This window comes from Burkholderia sp. Bp8992 (genome assembly GCF_003853705.1).
Lineage (GTDB): Bacteria > Pseudomonadota > Gammaproteobacteria > Burkholderiales > Burkholderiaceae > Burkholderia.
Genome location: NZ_QTQI01000032.1, coordinates 20,649 through 40,183, shown reverse-complemented (window position 1 = coordinate 40,183; position 19,535 = coordinate 20,649). Strand labels below are relative to the sequence as shown.

The window sequence follows — 19,535 nt, the reverse complement described above, 5'->3', positions numbered from 1 at the left end:
GGCCGCCGTCAGATCGACCCGAACAGCGCGCGCGGCCGGTCCTTCAGCGTGCCGGACAGGATCCGCAGCCCGTTGACGAGCTCGTCGCGCGTGGCCGGGCACGCGAGGTTGATGCGCACGCCGTGCTCGATTTCCGCGCGGTCGACCGCGAACGTCGACGACGGCATCACGATCACGCCGCGCGCCTTCGCATTCGCGGCGAAATCGTCGGCGCGCCACGGCGGCGGCAACCGCAGCCACACGAACATGCACGCCGGGTCCGACTTCAACTGCCCGGCCGGCAACAGCTCCCGTGCGAGATCGACGCGTGCGCGGATCTCCGCGAGTTGCGCGGCCATGATCCGCTCGGCGGTGCCGTCCTCGATCCATGCCGTCGCGATCAGCATCGACGTCGGCGCCGGCATCCATGCGGTCGTGCGCACGGCCTCCGCGCACAATGCGACGCTGTCGCGCGGGCAGCTCAGGTAGCCAAGGCGCAGCCCCGGCGCGAGGATCTTCGACGTCGCGCCGATATGGAACGTCAGCTCGGGACACAGCCCCGCAATCGCCGGCAGCCGGTCGCGCACGAGCGGCCCGTATACGTCGTCCTCGATGATCGTCACGTGATGGCGGCGGGCGATGTCGACGAGCGCCATCCGGCGCGCGAGGCTCATCGTCGTCACGGTCGGATTCTGCAGGTTCGGCACGACGAAGATCGCCTTGACCGGCATGCGCTGGCAGATTCGTTCGATCTCGTCGGGGAGCAGGCCATCGTCGTCGGCCGGCGCGCTGACGATCTCGAACTGGAACACCGGCGCGAGCGCCTTGAGGCCGTAGTACGTGAGGCGATCGGCGACGATCACGCCGCCGGTGCCGATCAGGCTGTTCAGCACTGCATAGAGCCCGTGCTGCGCGCCGCTCGTGACGACCACCTGGTCAAGCGACGGCGTGAAGCCGGGCGCGGCGAGCCACTGCGCACCCGCCGCGCGCGCCCAGTCGGGGCCCTGCGGCGGCTGGTATTCCTGCAGCGCGGCGAACCGCGGGTCGCTCGGCAGCGTGCCGAACGTCTGCGCGAGGCTCGCGAGAAATTCGCCGGTGGCCGGGCGGTTGACGGTCAGGTCGATCACGCCGTTTCCGGCCGCGAGCGACGCGCGGGCCGGCGCGATGCTCGGCATCGCGCCGCCGGTGACGAGCGAGCCGCGCCGCTTGCTACCGATCACGAGGCCGCGCAGCTGCAGCTCCTTATATGCACGCGACACCGTCGACACGTTGATGCCGAGCTCGGTCGCGAGCTGGCGCTGCGGCGGCAGGCGGCTGCCCGGCGGATACGTGCCGTTGCGGATTTCCGCCTCGATCGAGCTCGATACCTCGACATAAGTCGGCCGCTTCGCCTGCGCCGGCAGGCCGCTGTCACGCTCGCCGGAAAGTTTGTCTGATGCCATTTGTCGCCCGTGACCACACAAAAAGCGTTTGTCTGCCATTTTGGCTTGCCCAGCGATTGTATATGACATCCCCACCCCGTCAAACCATTGCGAAAAAGTCTGCAGAATCAATGGGCTGAAACCGGGTAAACACTATCACCACACAATCGTTTTTTGATTGCACACAAAAAATTACTGTGTGATTCTTAATCGCAGCTTTGTGTGAATCATGTGGACCGGAGGGGAAGCGTCATGGCGAATGTCGCCATCGTGGGTGCAGGCTTCATCGGGCTCGGCGCGGCGGCATGGCTGCAGCGCGACGGGCATCGCGTGACGCTGTTCGATCCGGCCGGTGTCGGCGAAGGCGCGTCGTTCGGCAATGCCGCGACGTTCGCGCCCTACGGCTGCGTGCCGGTGAACGGCCCGTCCGTGTTCCGCAACATGCCGCACTTCCTGTTCGCCGCCGACAGCCCGCTGCGCATCCGCTGGCCCTACCTGCTGCACGGCGCGCCGTGGCTCGCGCGGTTCCTGCTCGCATCGACGCCCGCGCGCCACGCGCGCAGCGCGAGCGCGCTGGCCGCGCTGCTGTCGCGCGCCGCCGACGCCTATGCGCCACTGCTCGCGTCGGCGCGGCTCGCGGCATTCGTGCGGCCGCGCGAATGCCTGTACCTGTACGCGCGGCAGGCGTCGTTCGATGCCGCGCAGCCGTCGCTCGCGCTGCGGCGCCGGCTCGGCGTGCCGTTCGAGACGCTCGACGCGAGCGCGATCCGCGCGCTCGAGCCCGCGCTTGCACCGATCTTCGCGCGCGGCGTGCTGTTCGTCGGCAGCTGGCACTTCTCCGATCCGCACGGCTTTCTCGGCGAACTGTTCGCGCAACTCGCCGCAGGCGGTGCGACGCTCGAACGCGCCCGCGTCGAGCGGATCGCGCCAGCCGGCGACAGCGTGAACGTGCAGGCGGCCGGCACGGTGCGCGCGTTCGATCACGTCGTCATCGCCGCGGGCGCCCGCTCGCGCGAATTCGCGGCCGCGTGCGGCGACGCGGTGCCGCTCGATACCGAGCGCGGCTATCACGTGCAGTTCGGCGCGCCCGATCCGATCGTCACGCGGCCGGTCGGCTGGGCCGAGCGCGGCTTCTACATGACACCGCTCGACGAAGGGCTGCGCGCGGCCGGCACCGTCGAACTCGGCGGCTTCGACGCGCCGATGAACCCGTCGCTCGTCGCGCTGCTCACGCGCTCCGCACACGAAGCCGTGCCGTCGCTCGGCACGCCGACGCGCAGCTGGCTCGGCTTCCGGCCGACGTTGCCCGACGGCGTGCCCGTCATCGGCCACGCACGCCACAGCGCACGCGTGATCCACGCATTCGGCCATCAGCATCTCGGCGTGACGCTCGCCGGAATCACCGGGCAGATCGTCGCCGACCTCGTCGCCCGGCGCACACCGCCGCTCGACCTCACGCCGTACCGGGCCGCGCGATTCTGACGCGCGCCACGACTTCCACCCACGCAAGGAGAGGCATCATGAATCGTCGTCACTGGCTGGTATGGCTGGCCGTCTGCTCGATCGGCACGGCTTCCGGGATCGCGCAGGCCGCGGACCCGGAAACCGTCAAGATCGGCTTCGCCGGCCCGCTGACGGGGCCGGTCGCGCGCGTCGGCAAGGATCTGCAATACGGTGCGCAGCTCGCACTCGACGAGGAAAACGCCAAGCATCCGACCATCGGCGGCAAGCCGGTGCGCTTCGTGCTCGACGTGCAGGACGACCAGGCCGATCCGCGCATCGCGATCCAGGTCGCGCAGAAGCTCGTCGACGACGGCGTGGTCGGCGTGATCGGCCACTACAACTCGGGCTGCAGCATTCCCGCGTCGGCCGTCTACAAGCAGGCGAACGTCGCGATGATCACGCCGGGCTCGACCAATCCGCAACTGACGATGCAAGGCTTCAAGAACGTGTTCCGCACGATGGGGCACGACGGCGTCGGCGGCGTGGTGGCCGGCCGCTTCGCGGTCGAGCAACTGAAGGCGAAGCGGATCGGCATCATCGACGATCGCACCGCGTTCGGCCAGGGGCTGGCCGACGCGTTCGAGAAAGGCGTGAAGGACGCGCACGGCAGCATCGTCGGCCGCGAATACACGAACGACAAGGCCGTCGATTTCCGCGGCATCCTGACGACGATGAAGAGCAACAACGTCGACCTGCTGTTCTTCGGCGGGCTCGACGAACAAGGCGCGATGCTCGTCAAGCAGATGCGCTCGCTCGGCATCCGGGCGCAGCTGTTCGGCGCGGGCGCATTGAAAAGCAACGCATTCCTGAAGATTGCCGGCACCTCGGGCGAAGGCACGCAGGATCTGGAGCCCGGCCCCGCGCTCGACAAGCTGCCGTCCGCCGTCGCGTTCGCGCAGCGCTACAAGGCGCGCTTCAACCAGGACGTCGAGCTGTATGCGCCGTTCGCGTACGACGCGGCACTCGCGATGATCGCGGCCGTCCGCAAGGCCGATTCGCTCGATCGCGGCAAGGTCGTCGCGAGCCTGCTGGGCGTGTCGGTGACCGGCGTGACCGGCAAGATCTCGTTCGACGAGCGCGGCGACCTGATCAAGCCACCGTACACGCTGTTCCGCGTCGAACAGGGGCAATGGCACAGCATCCGCACGGTCGGCGGCGCGTCGAACTGATGCAGGGCAGCACGGCGACGGATCGCACCGTCAGCGCGCCGCCTGCTGCCGCTGCACCTCCTGCGCTTTCATCTGCAGATACGCGCCGCGCTCGACTTCGTGCAGTTGCTGCGGATACTGCTCGGTCGCGTCGAACCAGCGCGCGAGGCGCTGGTCGAGCGGCTTGTCGAGCGTCGCGAGATACGTGTCGATCGCGAGGTAGTAGCGCATCGTGTTGCGCTCCAGCAGCCCGCGCACGCCGCCGACGTACTGCGGCTGCGCGGCCGATGCGCCGACGTTCGTGAACCCGACCTTCTCGCTGCCGACCGTCGCGAGATAGGTCTTCATCGCCATCCTGCCGACCGCGCCGAAGCCATACGAATACGTGAGGTGCAGGAACGTGCGCGACGCGCCGACCGGCACGGCCTCCAGCGCGATCCGGTAATCCTTCGTACCCATCGGGCCGCTGTCGGCGGTCAGGTCGACCTGGAAATAGTCGGATGTCGCGGCCGCCACGCGATAGCGGAACTGCACGCGATAGGTATCGGACAGCTGCTGCTGGATCTTGCGGCCGAGGTTCACGTCGAGCACCGGGCCGTTGCTGCCGCTCGACGCATGACAGTATTTCGTGTTCAGGTGCAGGATCAGCACCGCGCACCAGTTCGCGGGGCCTTGCGCGGGGTCGTTGAACTGGCCGTTCACGACCGCGAACGGATAGTCGACCACCGCGTAGATGTCGCCCTTCAGCGACGACGACGCCTCCGCCGATTCGAGGTAGAGCGGCCGGTGAAACGCGTTGTCCTTCAGTTGCGCGCCGAGGCTGCGATAGCGATCGAGCAACGCGGCGGCGCCGTTCGCGCCGTCCGCGCCGAACGACAACGCGCTCCAGCCGACACACAGGGCCGCGACGAACGCTTGCCACGCGCGGCGGGCATGCCACCGGCCGCGCGGATGTCCGGATGTCTCCATTCTTGTACTCCCTGCCGCGCGATGGTCGCGCGCATGTGTCACAGAATACGCCTGCATGTCACGCTGCCGCTATCGGCTCCGCTTCACCGGCATCGGCAATTGCGCGGCGGTGATCCGGATCAGTGCGGACAGCCATTCGCGGTCGTCCCAGCGATCGCCGGCGATGACGAGGTGCGGCTTCGCGGTCGGATACGGCGGCGCTTCTTCGCAGGCGCCGAGATACGCGCGCCCTTCCGGCGTCGGCTTGACGAACAGCCGGTCGTCGCAGACGAGCGCGACCATCCTGCCGTCGCAATAGATGCCGTATTCTCCGAACATCTTGCGGGCCGATACCGTACCGGCCGCCGCGATCTGCTCGACGATGAAATCGACCGTGCCCTGGCTCGATGCCATTCACTGCTCCTTGCGAAAAAAATTTATGACCGTCATGTGCACCGACCGTTCCGCTCCATCGGCAGATGCGCTGCGGCGCGTCATCGATTCGTCGACGGAAAGCGTATTGCCGCACGGGCCCACTTCGCTGGCCGACAATCTCCTGACACACCTGACAGTTACATCGCAGCGCGATGAATCGTCCAATGGCGCTTCACGACGAGGAACCCGATGAGCGTACCCGCCCACTATCCCGCATGGCTCAGGCAGGCCTATGAACCATGCCGGCGTCTCGTTCCCGGTGCGATGCTGAGCGAGTCGATCGCGATCGACGAAGCGGCATTGCGCGTCACGGCGGAGGACATCCTCGCACCGGACGACGTTCCGTCCGTTCCGCTGGCCGCCTGCGACGGCTACGCGCTGCGTGCGGCCGATACGGCAACCGCTTCTGGCCGCGAACCCGTCGAGCTCGACTGCAAGGTCGCGCTGGGCGAACTGGCGTCGCGCACGGCCAGCCCGGCCGCCCGCGCGCTCGGCGAACGGCAAGCGGCCAGCATTCCGGCATACGTCGCGATGCCGGATCACGCCGACACGGTTGCGCCGAAAGCCGAGCATCAGTGGATCGACTCGAACACGGGCGCACGCCTGCGGTTTCATGCGCCGCTGGCGGAAGGACAACACGTGATCGCCATCGGCAGTGAGTTCCGGAAAGGACAGCTGCTCCTCGCGAAAGGGTCGCGGATCACGCCTGCGCGGCAGGCGGCGCTGATCGCGGCAGGTGTGCGCGACGTTGCCGTCACGAAGCGGCCGCGTGTCGGCGTCGTGATCGCCGGCTACGATGGGGTGCCGCCGGGTCACGCGCGCGAGCCCTGGCAACGATTCGACTCGATGGGCCCGTATCTGCGCGCGGTGCTGCGGCAATGGGGCTATGACGTCCCGGCGGTCGAATATCTGCCGCTGCACGCGTCGTTTCCGTGGTCGTCCGACGTGGAGCGCAACGAACGGGAATTCAGGCAGCAGCTGGGCGCGCTTTCCGGCCGCTACGACCTGATCGTCGGTGCCGGGTTGCCGGCCGGCGCGCCGTTCGGGATTCACGGGCTGAATGCGCAGACGATGTATCCGAACAGTTCCGAGCGGATCGCGATCAAGCAGGCACCCGGCGAGCGGTTCAATATCGGGCGAAGCGACAACCGTTCGCCGCCGACGAAGTGGACCGTCAAAACCCCCATGCCGTCCGGCGTCGCTGACCGCACCGAGGCATTCGTCAGCTACGACCAGGCCGTGCTGGTCAACCTGCCGGGACATACGAGCGGCGTCGCCGTGCTGCTGCACACGATCGTCCCGCACGTGCTCGATTCTCTGGAGCATGTCGCGGCGCCGGGGCCGTACTGGGAAACCGCACTGACCGCGCACGACGTCGAACCCGATGCCGAATGCAACGGGATGCGATGGGGCAACCTGTCCGCCACCGAGCGCGGCGAATCGCGCGTCCGCCTGCTGCCGTTCCAGGGTGACGGGCCGATTCGCGGTGTCGCGCAAGCCGACGTGCTCGTCGCGATCCCGGCGGGCGTCGATGTGCTGCCGGCCGGGACGCCCGTCCTGTTCCTGCGGCTGGACGGCACCGGCACGCGCACGTCGCCCACCGGCGTGACGGCGGACGAAACCGCGAACGTTCCGGCGCAGCCGCAGCAGGCCGCACCCTCCCCCGACGCACCGGTTGCCGGCACGGCGACGCCTGATGTTCGCGACACGTGGAAACGCATCGAACACGCGATCGCCGCCCATCCCGCCAGCTTGCCGGGCGGCCTGAACGGACCGGCCGACGATCATGTGCTTGCCGAATTGCATGCCGCACTGGGTGCGATGCTGCCCGACGACGTGATCGACAGCCTCCGGCTGCACGACGGGCAAGCCGATCCGGACGCCGTATTCACCGAAAGCGACGCGTTGCTCAGCGCGCAGGAGATCGTCGCGCAATGGTCGATCTGGCGGAAACTCGTTACCGGCGGCGACTTCGACGAAATGACGTCGGAGCCCGACGCCGGCATCCGCGACGACTGGTACAACCTCAAGTGGATTCCGTTCACGCACGACGGCAACGGCAATCATCTGTGCATCGACCTCGATCCCGCGGAAGGCGGCGTAGCCGGCCAGGTGATCCGCGTGTGGCATGACGACGAGCTGCGCGAGCGCGTCGCCTCGAGTTACGCGGAATGGCTCGCACGCGTGGCGGCGGAACGCGACGACCCGGCCGGCGACTGACCGGCCTGATCGGCTCGCGCAAGCGCGCAGGTGTGCCGCCGCTCGCGCCGCTTACTTGTCGGCCGCGAATGCGCTCGACATCTGCCGCGCGCGCTTCACGTCGTCGCCGTGCAGATAGATCGACGTCGTCGAGATCGACGCATGCCGCAGGTTGTCGCGCACCGTCGTCAGCTCCGCCCCGCGCGCAAGTGCGTGAGTTGCATGCGTATGCCGCATCCAGTGCGGGCTCGCCTGGCGCAGCTTCTGCGCGAGTGCCGGGTTATCGGCCTCGACGGCATCGGCCGTCTGCGCAAAGAAACGCTGCATCACCTTCCACAGCCGCACGCTCGTGATCGCGGCTACACCGTCTTCCGCGAGACTCGCGATCAGCGGCGTATCGGGCCGCCAGCGCACCGGTGTCACCGGCAGCCGGCGCGCGACCAGATAGCGATCGAGCGCCGAGCGCGCAAGCGGCGGCAGCGCGACGCGTGCGGCCTTGCTCCCCTTGCCGATCACCTTCAGCCATGCGTCGCCGTGCGCGTCGGTCTCGATGCCGCCGAGCGTCGCGCCGACCAGCTCGCTCGCGCGCAGCCCGGTCGCGTAGCCGAAATCGAGGATGAAGCGCAGCCGTTGCGCGGCTGCCGGCGTCCAGCCCGGCTGCGGCGCGCCGACCGGCGTGCGCTTCTGAAACTCGAGCCCGTCGGCGATCGTGCGGACCAGCAGCCACTCGCCTTCGGTAAACGCATGCGACGTGTCGAGCGCGTTCGCGCCGCCCGTGTCGCGCACCTTCACGCCCGCGAACGGATTCGCGAGCAGGTAGCGCTGTTCGATCAACCAGCGGAACAGCGCGCCGAGCACCGACAACGTATACGCCGCCGACCGCGCGGACAGCGCGCCCGAGAACGGCCGCCAGTCGGGCGCGCCGCGCGGCCGCACCGGCCCGACCCAGCGTTCGTGCGGTGTCGGGCGCCGGATGAACGCGCGATAGGCGACCGCATCCTCGGTCGTCAGCGACGACAACGCGCGGCCGCGCTCGACGATTGCCCACAGGATCAGCCGCTCGGCCTCCTTCCGGTATGCACGCCGCGTCGCGGCCGATTCGTGCAGCGACAGCCAGGCGTGCACGGCCGCGTAGTCGTTGTCCGCGTCGAGCGTGCTGGTCGCGCGCGGCGCGCGGAACGTGCCGGCCGAGCCGTCGACTTCGTGCGGCAGCTTCAGCTGCTCCCACGGCACGATGCTGCCGCGCGGCGTCGCGGCGATCAGTGCGCGCGCCCGTTCGGTCAGGTCCGGATGCCCGGCGAAGAATGCCTCGATGCGCCGCGCACCGGCCGCGCCGAGGCCCGCGATCGCGCGCCACCACTGGCGCCGGCGCGGAATCCGCACCGTCAGGTCGGCCAGCGTCGCGATGCCATGCGCACGCAGCGCGACGACCGCGCGGGCGGGCAGCCACAGACCGACGTCGTCGCTGATCTGCGGGATTGGCGCACGCGCATGACGCAGCAGGGCGATCGCTTCGGCCGCGGCTTTCGCCTCCCGTAAACGCTCACCGTCGGCATGGCCGAGCCGTTCCGCGAGATCGGCCCGGCCGGCCTGCCGCGCGACGCGCACGAGGCGGCGGCGAATCGCGCCGATCGCGCCGCGCGCCGACCGCCCTTCGCCGAGGCGATCGGGCAGGTAGCGCTCGACGGCCTGGCGCACGGTCATGCCCGCGTACCACGCGCGCAGCGCGGCCAGTTCGTCGGCGTCGGGAAAGCCTGCGGGCGCAGGCGCGGAATCGGGGGAAGGCGGTGAAGCGAGGCGCGGTTTCATGGGCGCCAGTTTGACAGAAGCGCGTGCGGTCGGAAACGGCCTGCGCGAAGCCTGTGCGACCGGGTTGACGCACACGCGCGAGATGCGGCCTCCCGCGTCACTCCTCGCCTTTCGCGCCCGGATTGAGCATCACGACGAAGCCGGCCACGCCGACGATCAACGCGATGGCGCCGCCGCGCAGCGCCATCGCTTCGTCGAACAGCAGCCCCGTCACGACGGCCATCATCCCCACGAGCGACACGAACACGGCAATCGCCGCGACGACGATGCGGTACTGGCGACGTATCATCGCGTGCCGCCGCGTCAGGCTGCTGCGGCAGCGGCCGGCTCGTCGGTGTCGTCGCCGCGAATCAGCAGCACCGGGCAATTCGAACCGCGCACGAAGCGCTCGGCGACGCTGCCGAGCAGCATGCGCCGCAGGCCGCGGCGTCCGTGCGTGCCGACCACCGCGAGATCGATGCCGCGCTCCCTCACATAGCGTTGCAGGCGTTCCGCGATGTCCTCGCCGATACTCTCGGTATCGACGAGTTCGGCCTCGCCTTTCGCGCCGGCCAGCGCGACGATCTGTTCGGCTTCGCGCAGCACCTTGCGCCCCTCGTCGCGGATTTCCTCGACGAGCGCATGCGGATCGAGACGGCCTGCGTACGTGAACAGCACCGACTTGTCGACCACATACACGACGCTGACGTGCGTATCGCCGGCGAGCGCCATCTTCACGGCCTCGGCAAGCGCCTGTTTCGACGAAGCGCTGCCGTCGACGGCCACCATGATCTTCTTGTACATGCGAACCTCGCTGGGTGAACTGCCGCGCGCCCCATCGCGCTCGGCCATGACACCATCATCGGCCGGCGACGGCGACGGACGTTGACGATCGTCAAGCCCGGCCGGAGCCGCGCATGCGGCAAAGCGACGCGACGTGAGCTCGGTCATCGCGTTTTCGGCGACGCCCGGAACAGCAGCCGACAGCCGGTCCGCCGAAGGGGCTTTCGAGCAGCCATCGCGCCGAAGGCGCTATCATCGACCATGCGACTTTCGTCCGGCCCTTTTTTGCCGGCCCCACTTTCAACTCGCTCAACCGACATGACAACGACTATCGAACGCGTGGACGGCGCCGCCCAGCATCTCGTCGCCGCCCGCCATGCCGGCTCGCCCGGCCCGCTGTTGCCCGATGCGCTGCGCCCCGAGGACGTCGACACCGCACTCGCGATCCAGCAGCGCGTGGCCGACCTGCTCGGCGAACCCGTCGGCGGATGGAAATGCGCGCTGCCGCCGCCCGACCGCGTGATCCTCGCGCCGATCTTCGCGTCGACGATCCGCGAAGCCGATGCGCCGTATCGCGTCGTCGGCGGCCCGATCGTGCGGATCGAGCCGGAAATCGCGTTCGTGCTCGATCGCGACCTGCCGGCACGCGAGCAGCCCTATGAAGAAGGCGACGTGCGCGCGGCGATCCGCGAAGTGCGCATCGTGCTCGAGGTGCTCGGCTGCCGCTATGCGGAGCCGGCGCGCGCGTCGAAGTTCGAGCTGCTGGCCGATGGGCAATTCAACCAGGGGCTGTGCGTCGGCCCCGTCGTGCCCGACGGATTGAACGTGCCGCTCGCGACGCTGGCGCTGTCGTTCGAAGGCGCGCTGAACCGCACGATCGACGGCCGCCATCCGGACGGCGATCCGCTGCAGCCGCTGGTATGGCTCGTCAATTTCCTCGCGTCGCGCGGCGACGCGGTGCGCGCCGGGCAGATCGTGACGACCGGTTCGTACGCGGGCGCGATCGACGTGCCGCTCGGCGATGCGCTGACGGTCCGCTTCGGCGAGCTGGGCAGCCTGTCGGTGACGTTGACCGCGTGACGGTCAGGTGCGTGGCTGCGCGGGCTTGCGCGACGGCAACGTCATCGCGGCCGGCGGGCGCCAGCCGCGTCGATGCCGATCGGCACGCGCAGACAGACACGCACTGACCGAAGACATCCGACGCAGCTGACGCCGTATGCGGTCGCGTCTCGCACCGCCACGGCAGCCCCGTGATCGATCCGCCGCGCCCCGCCGTGATAACGTTGCACATCATCGCGCTCGCGGCCCAAGTGCCGCGCACGCGAACCGCTTTCACGCCGATACCCGCCATGTCGCTGACACCGCTTCCCGCCCTGTTCGACGAAACCCTGCGCATCGTCGCTCGCCGCTACCGGCTGCCGCCGCTCGACAGCACGCTGTCGCTGACCGACGGCACGAATCCGGCCACCGCCCTCGCAATCGTGATCGAGGAAGCGCGCCGGATGCAGACGGAGGGCCAGGCGCCCGGTGCGGCATTACGGCAGCGCTTCATCGATGCGCTCGCGCGGATGATCCGCGACGCGATGGATCCTGAATCCGGCGATCCGTCCTTTCAGGCGTCGGTGCTGCGGCACGATGCGCCGAGCGTGCGCGAATATGCCTCGCTGGCCGCGCACGCCGAGCAGGACCGGCGCGCGCTGCACTCGGCGGTCAATGCGGTCGCACACCCGGCCAAGCTCGAACGCAGCGCGCAGGCATGGCAACGCGACGGCCTCGCGCGCCTGCATGCGGCCGCGACCTCTGCGTCGTGGGCCGAACTGCATGCGGCGCTCGCGCAACTGCTCGCACTGCCCGAGATGGCGACCGACGAAGCGTTCGAGCAGGACATCGTCAGGCTCGAGGACAGCCCCGCGCTCGAACGCTTGCTGCGACTCGATGCGCTGGCCGCGGACGAGGACGTCCGTCGCTACCGCGCGCTGTGGGTCCGACAGGGGCCGCTCGTCGGCAGCACCGTCGCCGTCGCGCAGGGCGCCGCGTCCCAGCAGCGCGGCGCGGCCGTCGAGGCGCTGGCGGCACAGGCGCTCGACGCACTGGCGCGCAGGCTCGACGCGGTGGACGAGCAACGCACCTACCGCGTGGTCACGTCGATGCGCGTGCCTTCGTCGATCCCGGGCCGGCACGATCGCGCGAAAACCGAATGGGACGCGATCCTGCTCGAACGCGCGCGGGGCAGCGACCCGGCGTCCGCATGGAACGTGCGCTTCCTGGTCGAAGCGAAGGCCTCCGCGGATGCCGCAACGACCGATCTGCCGCGCCTGCTGCGCGGCCTGAACCTGCTCGCGCAGGCCGCGCCCGACACGGTCTATGCATTCGAGACGCATCAGGGCACGGTGCACGTGCATGGCGCATCGCTGCATGCATTGACGACCGACGAAGCGGCGCTGCCACGCGAAGTGCTGTATTGCTGCGACGCGTCCGCGGACACCACGCCGCGCCTGCTGGGCGCCGCAAGCCGGATGCAGTTGCTGTCCGCACAGGCGAGCCTCGAATACGCGAGCGCGCTCGCGCAACGGCCGGATACCGATCCGGACGGCCTCGGCGTCATCTGGCACGCGCTGCTGACCCTGCCGCAATGGCAAGCCGTGTTGCATCAGTACCCGTCGTTGCGGCAGGTCCGCGAGCTGATGGTGGCCATCGACGACTTGCGCGCCGTGCTCGACGAAATGGACGACGGAGGCATCGCCAGCAGCGTATGCGCATGACGCGCTCAGTTGGTGAGCACCCCGAACGGCAGCGTCCATCCCGCCAGCCGGCCGCCGTCGCCCCAGCGAGCATCGGTTGCACCGCACGGCAGCAGGATCGGCGCGGCCGCGCACTCGAGCGTCTCCTTCGGCGTGTGGCCGAATTCCGCCTTGAACAGCCGGTGGAAATACTTCTCGTCGGGAAAGCCGTGCGCCCATGCGATTTCCGCGATGCGCTGATGCCGGCGCTGCGGATCGCCGAGCACGTGATACGCGTGACGCAAGCGCCGCCGCGTGATCTGCCGCATCACGCCGCCCTCTTCCTTGAACAACTGATAGAGCCGCGCCCGCGACACGCCGATGTCGCGGCAGATCCGTTCGGGCGTGAGATCCGGCTCCAGCAGATGCACGTCGATGTAGCGACGCACGCGGTCGGCCAGCGCATGTTCGATCGGGCCACGTGCGTCGTTCAACGCCTGCGCGGTCGGCGACACCGCCGCGGCCAGCAGCAACAGCATCGATTGCACGATGCTCGGCACGTCCTGCATGCGCACGTTCGGCAGGTTCCGGAACAGCGACAGCATCTGGTCGGCGACCAGCCGGCCCACGCCGCTCGTTAGCGTCTGGCCATGCATCTGCGCTGCATGGCTCGGCAGCAGGTATCTGGGCACGACGAGGCTGATCACTTCGCCGGCCTCGACCTTGCTGTCGTTGATCTGCGCGACGTCGTAGACGAACAGGTCGCCGGCGCCCTTGATCAGCTCGGGCCCGCCGGTATGGCTCGCGACCCGACCGCCGCGCAGCAGCGTGAAGCGGATCGAATCCTGCCCGTCGAGCCGGATCCGCCGCGGCGTGCGGCGGACCGTATAGGTCGGCGCGCGCGAGTGCCAGTGCCTGCCCGACAAGATCAGTGGGCCCAGCGCCGCGCCGCTGGCTTCCGCGTCGCATGCGCCGTGGCCGCCTTCGTCGTCGAGCCGGTAGTCGCACAGCATGTCCTTGACCCAGACGTGGAACCGGTCCGGCTCGGGGTAGTCGATGGTGCGAAACTTGAAAACAGGGACAAATGCAGCTTGATCCATGACAGTTTTTTATCGAACCGGCGGGACAGGAAGAATCGGTTCGTCGATTATCGGACCAAATTGCGCGAGCGCAAGGCCCGCGCGGTGCATCGTCCCCTAAGCGATCGACCGACGCCCGACGCCGGGCGTGGTCGTCATCGCGGCCATCAGCGTTGCGGATGGCATTCCCAGTTGTTGTACGTCGGCCGATCGATCGGCGTGAGCCCCGGAATCATAAACACCGTACAGCCGAAACGCCGCCCCTTGCCGGTCGTCGCGTCGTAACTCACCTTCTGGCCGCCCAGCCCATCCTTCTTCCCGTACTGGACGTTGGCGATCGTGATCTCGTCCGACGACGCGAGCCCGAGCGTCTTCGCGGTCGACGTCTGGACGTCGATCATGTTCATCTGCGTCGTGCCGCACGCGGCAAGCACGAGGCCGGCGGCCGTGACGCCCAGCGCGGTCCGTACGGTGCAATGCAAGGTTTGCTTCATGGTTTCTCCTTCGATTTCCCCAACGCGAGGTGCTTACGTGCCCGGCGTATAAAAGCTGGCCTGTACCTGGCTGCCGATCGTCGCGACGTACGATTGCCAGAGCAGCGCCATCGCCCCCGTCGCGTTGACGGCCAGCGCGGGCCACGACGCGCTCTGCGGCGCCACCGTCGACGCGCTCCACGCGCCCTTCCGGTAGCTGGCCGCGATGACGGCCGACGCACCCGGCAAACCGGTGTCCTGCCACGCAGCCGTCACGTTGCCGCCCGCATCGACCACGAGCGGCGGGTACTGGATTGCGGCGCCGTTCAGGTGTTCCGTCAGCCGCTGCAACGGCCCCCAGTTGCCGCTGGCATCGGACACGCTCACCTGCAGCGCCGCGCCGCCTTCCGCCCACATCGCGGCGGCCACGCCGTTTTCGGCGACGGCCAGCATCGGCGTCGCGATGAAACCGGTCGGCTCGACGATGGCAGGCGCCACGGGTTGCGACGGCTGCCACCCGGTGCCGGACACATAGCGTTGCGACATCGTGGTGGTAGTGAGCCTCCCGCCCGTCACGTCGAGTTGCCCCCAGAGCAGCGTGATGTTGCCCTTCGCGTCCATGCCGGCCACCGGCGAGATGATCGTCGTGAACAGGCTCGTGTTCGATACGGCCTGGTTGACGTCGGTCCAGCCGTTGGCCGCGTCGTACGTGGCCGTCCACAGCGCCGAGTGCGTATGGTTGGTCTGCCGCCACGCGAGCACGGCGCGGCCGGACGGCAGCACCGAGATCATCGGCCCCACGTTGTCGGTGTCGCCGGTCACCGCGCCCGGCCCGGTCTGCACCGGCATCTGGATCAGCGCCGTCGGCGACCACTGTCCGGCCTGCGTGTAGCGCGTCCACGCGATACGCGTATCGAGCAGGCTGATCGACTGCGTCCACGCGACGAGCGCGTTGCCCTGGCCGTCGATCCCGGCCGAATAGGTCGAACCCGTCACGTCCGGCGCGACTTCGAACGCCGCGCCCCATCCGCCGGCCGGGGTGTACGGGCGCGCCCACAGCGCATACGTGTTCGGGCCCGGCATCCATTCGGTCCAGAACGCGACGGCCTGCCCGCTCGCGTTGCCGACCACTCTCGACGGGCTCGAGCTCGTCGTGTTCATCGAATGCGAACCGTCGCCCGTGTCGAGCCGCGTCGCGGGCCCCCAGCCCGAGCCCGCGGCATAGCGCGCGCCCCACATCTCGTTGCCGTTCGCGCCGGCCGGCCCGTTGGTCATCCACGTGGCGAGCGCATTGCCGCTCGCGTCGAGCGTCACGCTGGGGGCGGCCTCCGGCCCCTTGCCGTCCACCGCGGCGGCCGTCGACCAGCCGGCCTGCGGCTGCGTGGCGCCGCCGCCCGTCGGGCCGCCGTTCGACCCGCCGCCCGAACCGCCGCCGGGGGATGTCGAGCCGGACGGCGAGCCAGGATTGCTCGGCGTCGACGACAACGCGCCGCCGTTCGTCGTGACATCGTCGCCGCCGCATGCGGCCAGCGCGAGCGCAGCCGCCATGACCATCCATGTAATGGGTTTCATCGGAATCCTCTTGTTTTCATGTTCCGGCGCACTCTCGTCTGCCGTTGGCCGATACGACGTAACGTGTCGCCCTTGAGATTGTTAAGTTGTGCTACCAAATAGGCATGGAAACCGGCATCCGTTCGCGTCCGCTTCATGATCGATTCCATCGTTCGGATCGACGCGAACACCGCTTTCGCAGACCTCCCCCGTCGTGCAGCGCGGCCCCCCGTCAGATCGTCTATCGCCGGACGTCCGCCGCTGCCGGCTGCATCTTAATTCAAGCGATCCGGATTCAAGGTGGCGTTGCGTCCACACTGAGTGGATTTCCGTTTCACGGCGGCCGGGCTTCGGCCCGGATGGCGACCCTGCGCACTGCCAGCCGTTACGCCCCGTGAGGTACGATACGCGCCGGGGCAAAGCGCCCCCCTGAGAGAACCGGCCGTCGCGGCCACCCACCCAGCACAAGAAAAATGCGAAGAAACCCGACGCTGCACCGAAACCTGTTCGCCGCGCTGGCGGCCAGCCTGCTCTGGATTCCGGCCGCCCATGCCAGCGGGGACGACGGCTGCTATGCCCCGACCACGCTCCGGCAATCCGGCTACTCGTGCGCCAACCTGCCGATGCTGAGCCCGGCCAACGACACGCGCGTCAACGCGATGCTGCTGATGGTCGACAGCGCCAAGGTCGCGCAGGTGTTTCCGGACCCGAAGACCATTCCGGCGAAAGACCGGATCAACCAGATCATCGTGCCGTTCCCGATGGATTTCTCCGGATGGATCGATATCGGCCAGAAGGCGCCCGAGAAGTCCGGCGACACGGCGGATGCCGACGCATCGTCGAACCGCTACGCCGACGGCGAAGGCAGCATCTGCCGCAGCATGAGCGCGGGCGCCGATGCATTCACCGAGGCGCTGACCGGTGCCGGCGGCCTGCCCGCCGACGAAGCCGCGCGCCTGCGCGCGGCGCGCACCGACATCGCGCAGAAGACCTGTGCCGCCGGCGGCGCGAGCGCCGCGTGGACGAAGCCGCCGGTCAAGTCGCCGCTCGGCCAGCAGTTCGCCGCGTATCTCGACGGCACGAACGCGTTCTACCGCGCCGACTTCCTCACCGCGACCCAGTCGTTCGCGAAGGCTTCCCACAGCGCGAACCCCTGGCTGAAGGAAACCGGGCTCTACATGGCCGGCCGCGCGCAGCTGAACGCCGCGCAGGCCAACGTGTTCGACAACGACAGCCCGACGCCGACGCGTGCGCGCGTAATGAAGGTGTCGCTCGACGCCGCGAACACGGTGTTTCGCACCTACCTGAAGGTGTATCCGCAGGGGCGCTATGCGGTGTCCGCGACGGGGCTGTTGCGACGTGTCGCGTGGCTCGGCGGGAACGTCACGCAGCAGGCCGACCTTTACGGCCACGCGCTCGCGCGCTGGTCGCCGGCCACCTCGAACGTGCCGCTGATGCAGCTCGCGAACGAACTCGACAGCAAGCTCCTGTTCGGGCCGGAATTCGACGCGCGCCAGATCCAGTCGCCCACCGTGCTCGCGACCGTCGACCTGATGCGCATGCGCGTGTCGGACAGCGGCGATTCGAGCAGCAGCAAGCCGATCACGCTGGACGAGCTGCAGGCGCAGAAGCCGCGCTTCGCGAACGCGCCCGCGCTCTACGACTATCTGCTCGCGACCTGGTATGTGCAGGTCGGGCACAAGCCGGATGCCGCGCTCGAACTGCTGCCGCAGACGCCCGCCGCACCGCTCGACTACTTCGGCCTGAGCCAGCAGGCGCTGCGCGCGTTCGCGCTGGAAGACAGCGGCCAGCGCGACAAGGCGCGCCAGCTGTGGCGCGACCTGATCCCGCTCGCGACATTCCGCTTCCAGCGTGAAGCGCTGGAACTCGCGCTCGCGATCAACCTGGAGCAGGCCGGACTCGTCAACGACGTGTTCGCCGACGATTCGCTCGTGCAGAACACCGCGATTCGCGCGGTCCTGCTCCGGCGCGCGGCCAATGCGGACCTGCTGCGCGCGCAGGCGCAAAACCCGGCGGCAGGCGGCGCGCTGCGCGACACCGCGCTCTACACGCTGCTGTACAAGGAACTCACGCGCTCGCACTACGCGGAGTTCATCGCCGACACCGCGCTGGTGTCCGGCACGCCGGCCGATCCGCTGAAGCCGTTCATCGCGGCCGGCCCGAGGAAAGACGACGGCTATACGTGTCCATCCGCACGCGACATCGCGACGACGCTCCAGCAGAATCCCGCCGACGCGAAAGGGTTGAACTGCCTCGCCGATTTCGTGCGCCTCAATCCGCTCGTGGCCAACCTCGAAGGCGATTCGACGCCGTGGGTGCGTTATGCGGCACCGGCGAGCACCCCGCGCACGCCGCCGCCGACCCTCGGCAACGCGCCGTCGCAGTTCGCGGGCAAGCCGTACGAGCGGATGGCGAGCTACGTGACGGTGATGGCCGATGCGCAGGCGAACCCGACCGACCGCGCGTACGCGTTCTACCGCGCGATCAAGTGCTATGCGCCGGCCGGCTCCAACGAATGCGGCGGCAAGGAAGTGTCGAAGAGCACGCGCAAGCGCTGGTTTGACACGCTGAAGACCGCCTATCCGGGCAGCCCGTGGGCGCAGAAGCTCCGCTACTACTGGTGAGCACCGCATGAAGCGCATCGCGTGCATCGCGCTGCTGCTGGCCGCACGCGTCACGCTGGCCGGCACCGTCGATGCCGCCCGGTACGACGCGTTCTGGCTGTGGGCGGGCGTGAAACCGCAGGCGGTCGTGCGCGGCGCGCGCACCGTCTACGTGCTGCAAGGGCAGATCGAGGCGGCACCGCGCGACGAGTCGCAAGTCCGCGTGATCGCGCAGGGCGTCGCGCTGCCGCCGGCGCCCAACGCACGCGTGTGGCTCGTCTATCGTGCGCACACGCTGCGCTGGACGCCGCGCGTCACGCAGATCATGCTCGCGCAGCTCGAGCGCTGGCGCGCGTCGGGCCGCACGATCACCGGCATCCAGATCGACTTCGATGCGCGGACGCGCCATCTGCAGGATTACCTCGAATTCCTGCGGACGCTGCGCGCGACGCTGCCCGCCGATTGCCGGCTGAGCATCACGGGGCTGCTCGACTGGAGCAGCCGCATCGAACCCGACCAGGTCAACCAGCTCAGGGGAATCGTCGACGAAGTGATCGTGCAGACCTACCAGGGGCGCAGCACGATTCCCGACTATGCGGACTACCTGCCGCGCGTCGCGCGGCTGCAGCTGCCGTTTCGCGTCGGCGTGATCCAGGGCGGCGAATGGGACGCGCCGCCGTACCTCGCGTCGAATCCGTGGTTCCGCGGCTACGTCGTGTTCCTGCGCAACGATTAGCGGGCCGAAACGGGCCGACGGCGAGCCGGTTGCCACGCCTGGTGCATCCCGGCGTCCGCTTCAACGGCTTGGGCTGAAACACGCGGCAGGCGGTCGCGCCGCCTGCCGCCCGTCACGGCGCAGCCCGCCGAAGCAGGCAAGCGCCCGA

16 protein-coding genes are annotated in these 19,535 nt (G+C 68.9%); 7 read left to right on the top strand and 9 right to left on the bottom strand.

What is annotated here, in order from left to right; all coding sequences use genetic code 11:
* Positions 1-8 precede the first annotated feature (8 nt).
* On the bottom strand, positions 9-1,421 hold the full coding sequence (locus DIE03_RS32810) for a PLP-dependent aminotransferase family protein (RefSeq protein ID WP_124456316.1): 1,413 nt from the start codon (positions 1,419-1,421) through the stop codon (positions 9-11).
* A gap of 231 nt (positions 1,422-1,652) precedes the next feature.
* Between DIE03_RS32810 and DIE03_RS32805 the strand changes: the two genes are divergently transcribed.
* Positions 1,653-2,882 (top strand): FAD-binding oxidoreductase, encoded by a 1,230-nt coding sequence (locus DIE03_RS32805; RefSeq protein WP_124456315.1) that lies wholly within the window; start codon positions 1,653-1,655, stop codon positions 2,880-2,882.
* 38 nt (positions 2,883-2,920) lie between these two features.
* Positions 2,921-4,072 (top strand): branched-chain amino acid ABC transporter substrate-binding protein, encoded by a 1,152-nt coding sequence (locus tag DIE03_RS32800; protein WP_124456314.1) that lies wholly within the window; start codon positions 2,921-2,923, stop codon positions 4,070-4,072.
* Positions 4,073-4,102: 30 nt separating this feature from the next.
* Here the strand turns inward: DIE03_RS32800 and DIE03_RS32795 are convergent, their stop codons facing one another.
* On the bottom strand, positions 4,103-5,020 hold the full coding sequence (locus DIE03_RS32795) for a hypothetical protein (protein ID WP_124456313.1): 918 nt from the start codon (positions 5,018-5,020) through the stop codon (positions 4,103-4,105).
* Between the two features lie 69 nt (positions 5,021-5,089).
* Positions 5,090-5,413, bottom strand: coding sequence for a TfoX/Sxy family protein (locus DIE03_RS32790; RefSeq protein ID WP_124456312.1), 324 nt, complete (start codon positions 5,411-5,413; stop codon positions 5,090-5,092).
* Between the two features lie 210 nt (positions 5,414-5,623).
* Here DIE03_RS32790 and DIE03_RS32785 point away from each other — a divergent pair, with 210 nt between their 5' ends.
* The gene (locus DIE03_RS32785) at positions 5,624-7,654 is read left to right on the top strand and encodes an SMI1/KNR4 family protein (protein WP_124456311.1); all 2,031 of its coding nucleotides are present in this window, start codon (positions 5,624-5,626) and stop codon (positions 7,652-7,654) included.
* A 51-nt stretch (positions 7,655-7,705) separates the two neighbouring features.
* On the opposite strand, the gene DIE03_RS32780 is transcribed toward DIE03_RS32785, so the two are convergent.
* The 3 genes from DIE03_RS32780 to DIE03_RS32770 form a co-directional block, all read right to left on the bottom strand.
* The gene (locus tag DIE03_RS32780; RefSeq protein WP_124456310.1) at positions 7,706-9,442 is read right to left on the bottom strand and encodes a phage integrase family protein; all 1,737 of its coding nucleotides are present in this window, start codon (positions 9,440-9,442) and stop codon (positions 7,706-7,708) included.
* 97 nt (positions 9,443-9,539) lie between these two features.
* On the bottom strand, positions 9,540-9,731 hold the full coding sequence (locus tag DIE03_RS32775) for a DUF2964 family protein (protein ID WP_059242109.1): 192 nt from the start codon (positions 9,729-9,731) through the stop codon (positions 9,540-9,542).
* Between the two features lie 14 nt (positions 9,732-9,745).
* Positions 9,746-10,225 carry a universal stress protein gene (locus DIE03_RS32770; RefSeq protein ID WP_124456309.1) on the bottom strand — a complete coding sequence of 160 codons (480 nt, stop codon included), beginning with the start codon at positions 10,223-10,225 and terminating at the stop codon, positions 9,746-9,748.
* 297 nt (positions 10,226-10,522) lie between these two features.
* Here DIE03_RS32770 and DIE03_RS32765 point away from each other — a divergent pair, with 297 nt between their 5' ends.
* Entirely contained in the window at positions 10,523-11,284 is a 762-nt protein-coding gene (locus DIE03_RS32765) for a 2-keto-4-pentenoate hydratase (protein ID WP_124456308.1), read from the top strand.
* 269 nt (positions 11,285-11,553) lie between these two features.
* Complete coding sequence (locus tag DIE03_RS32760) at positions 11,554-12,966, top strand: 3-deoxy-D-arabino-heptulosonate 7-phosphate synthase (RefSeq protein ID WP_124456307.1); 1,413 nt, start codon at positions 11,554-11,556, stop codon at positions 12,964-12,966.
* Between the two features lie 5 nt (positions 12,967-12,971).
* On the opposite strand, the gene DIE03_RS32755 is transcribed toward DIE03_RS32760, so the two are convergent.
* From DIE03_RS32755 to DIE03_RS32745, 3 genes are all read right to left on the bottom strand, one after another.
* Positions 12,972-14,024: an AraC family transcriptional regulator gene (locus DIE03_RS32755; RefSeq protein ID WP_124456306.1), complete on the bottom strand. Its 1,053-nt coding sequence runs from the start codon at positions 14,022-14,024 to the stop codon at positions 12,972-12,974.
* 146 nt (positions 14,025-14,170) lie between these two features.
* On the bottom strand, positions 14,171-14,497 hold the full coding sequence (locus tag DIE03_RS32750) for a hypothetical protein (RefSeq protein ID WP_124456305.1): 327 nt from the start codon (positions 14,495-14,497) through the stop codon (positions 14,171-14,173).
* Positions 14,498-14,530: 33 nt separating this feature from the next.
* Positions 14,531-16,048, bottom strand: a complete 1,518-nt coding sequence (locus tag DIE03_RS32745) for a hypothetical protein (protein WP_124456304.1) — start codon at positions 16,046-16,048, stop codon at positions 14,531-14,533.
* 452 nt (positions 16,049-16,500) lie between these two features.
* On the opposite strand from DIE03_RS32745, the gene DIE03_RS32740 reads away from it, so the two are divergent.
* Both DIE03_RS32740 and DIE03_RS32735 read left to right on the top strand, forming a co-directional pair.
* Positions 16,501-18,672 carry a hypothetical protein gene (locus DIE03_RS32740; RefSeq protein ID WP_124456303.1) on the top strand — a complete coding sequence of 724 codons (2,172 nt, stop codon included), beginning with the start codon at positions 16,501-16,503 and terminating at the stop codon, positions 18,670-18,672.
* A 7-nt stretch (positions 18,673-18,679) separates the two neighbouring features.
* The gene (locus DIE03_RS32735; protein ID WP_124456302.1) at positions 18,680-19,387 is read left to right on the top strand and encodes a DUF3142 domain-containing protein; all 708 of its coding nucleotides are present in this window, start codon (positions 18,680-18,682) and stop codon (positions 19,385-19,387) included.
* Positions 19,388-19,535: the final 148 nt, after the last annotated feature.

Coding starts and splice junctions, on each gene's coding strand:
- DIE03_RS32810 (WP_124456316.1), bottom strand. CDS start 1,421: ATGGCATCAGACAAACTTTCCGGCGAGCGTGACAGCGGCCTGCCGGCG.
- DIE03_RS32805 (WP_124456315.1), top strand. CDS start 1,653: ATGGCGAATGTCGCCATCGTGGGTGCAGGCTTCATCGGGCTCGGCGCG.
- DIE03_RS32800 (WP_124456314.1), top strand. CDS start 2,921: ATGAATCGTCGTCACTGGCTGGTATGGCTGGCCGTCTGCTCGATCGGC.
- DIE03_RS32795 (WP_124456313.1), bottom strand. CDS start 5,020: ATGGAGACATCCGGACATCCGCGCGGCCGGTGGCATGCCCGCCGCGCG.
- DIE03_RS32790 (WP_124456312.1), bottom strand. CDS start 5,413: ATGGCATCGAGCCAGGGCACGGTCGATTTCATCGTCGAGCAGATCGCG.
- DIE03_RS32785 (WP_124456311.1), top strand. CDS start 5,624: ATGAGCGTACCCGCCCACTATCCCGCATGGCTCAGGCAGGCCTATGAA.
- DIE03_RS32780 (WP_124456310.1), bottom strand. CDS start 9,442: ATGAAACCGCGCCTCGCTTCACCGCCTTCCCCCGATTCCGCGCCTGCG.
- DIE03_RS32775 (WP_059242109.1), bottom strand. CDS start 9,731: ATGATACGTCGCCAGTACCGCATCGTCGTCGCGGCGATTGCCGTGTTC.
- DIE03_RS32770 (WP_124456309.1), bottom strand. CDS start 10,225: ATGTACAAGAAGATCATGGTGGCCGTCGACGGCAGCGCTTCGTCGAAA.
- DIE03_RS32765 (WP_124456308.1), top strand. CDS start 10,523: ATGACAACGACTATCGAACGCGTGGACGGCGCCGCCCAGCATCTCGTC.
- DIE03_RS32760 (WP_124456307.1), top strand. CDS start 11,554: ATGTCGCTGACACCGCTTCCCGCCCTGTTCGACGAAACCCTGCGCATC.
- DIE03_RS32755 (WP_124456306.1), bottom strand. CDS start 14,024: ATGGATCAAGCTGCATTTGTCCCTGTTTTCAAGTTTCGCACCATCGAC.
- DIE03_RS32750 (WP_124456305.1), bottom strand. CDS start 14,497: ATGAAGCAAACCTTGCATTGCACCGTACGGACCGCGCTGGGCGTCACG.
- DIE03_RS32745 (WP_124456304.1), bottom strand. CDS start 16,048: ATGAAACCCATTACATGGATGGTCATGGCGGCTGCGCTCGCGCTGGCC.
- DIE03_RS32740 (WP_124456303.1), top strand. CDS start 16,501: ATGCGAAGAAACCCGACGCTGCACCGAAACCTGTTCGCCGCGCTGGCG.
- DIE03_RS32735 (WP_124456302.1), top strand. CDS start 18,680: ATGAAGCGCATCGCGTGCATCGCGCTGCTGCTGGCCGCACGCGTCACG.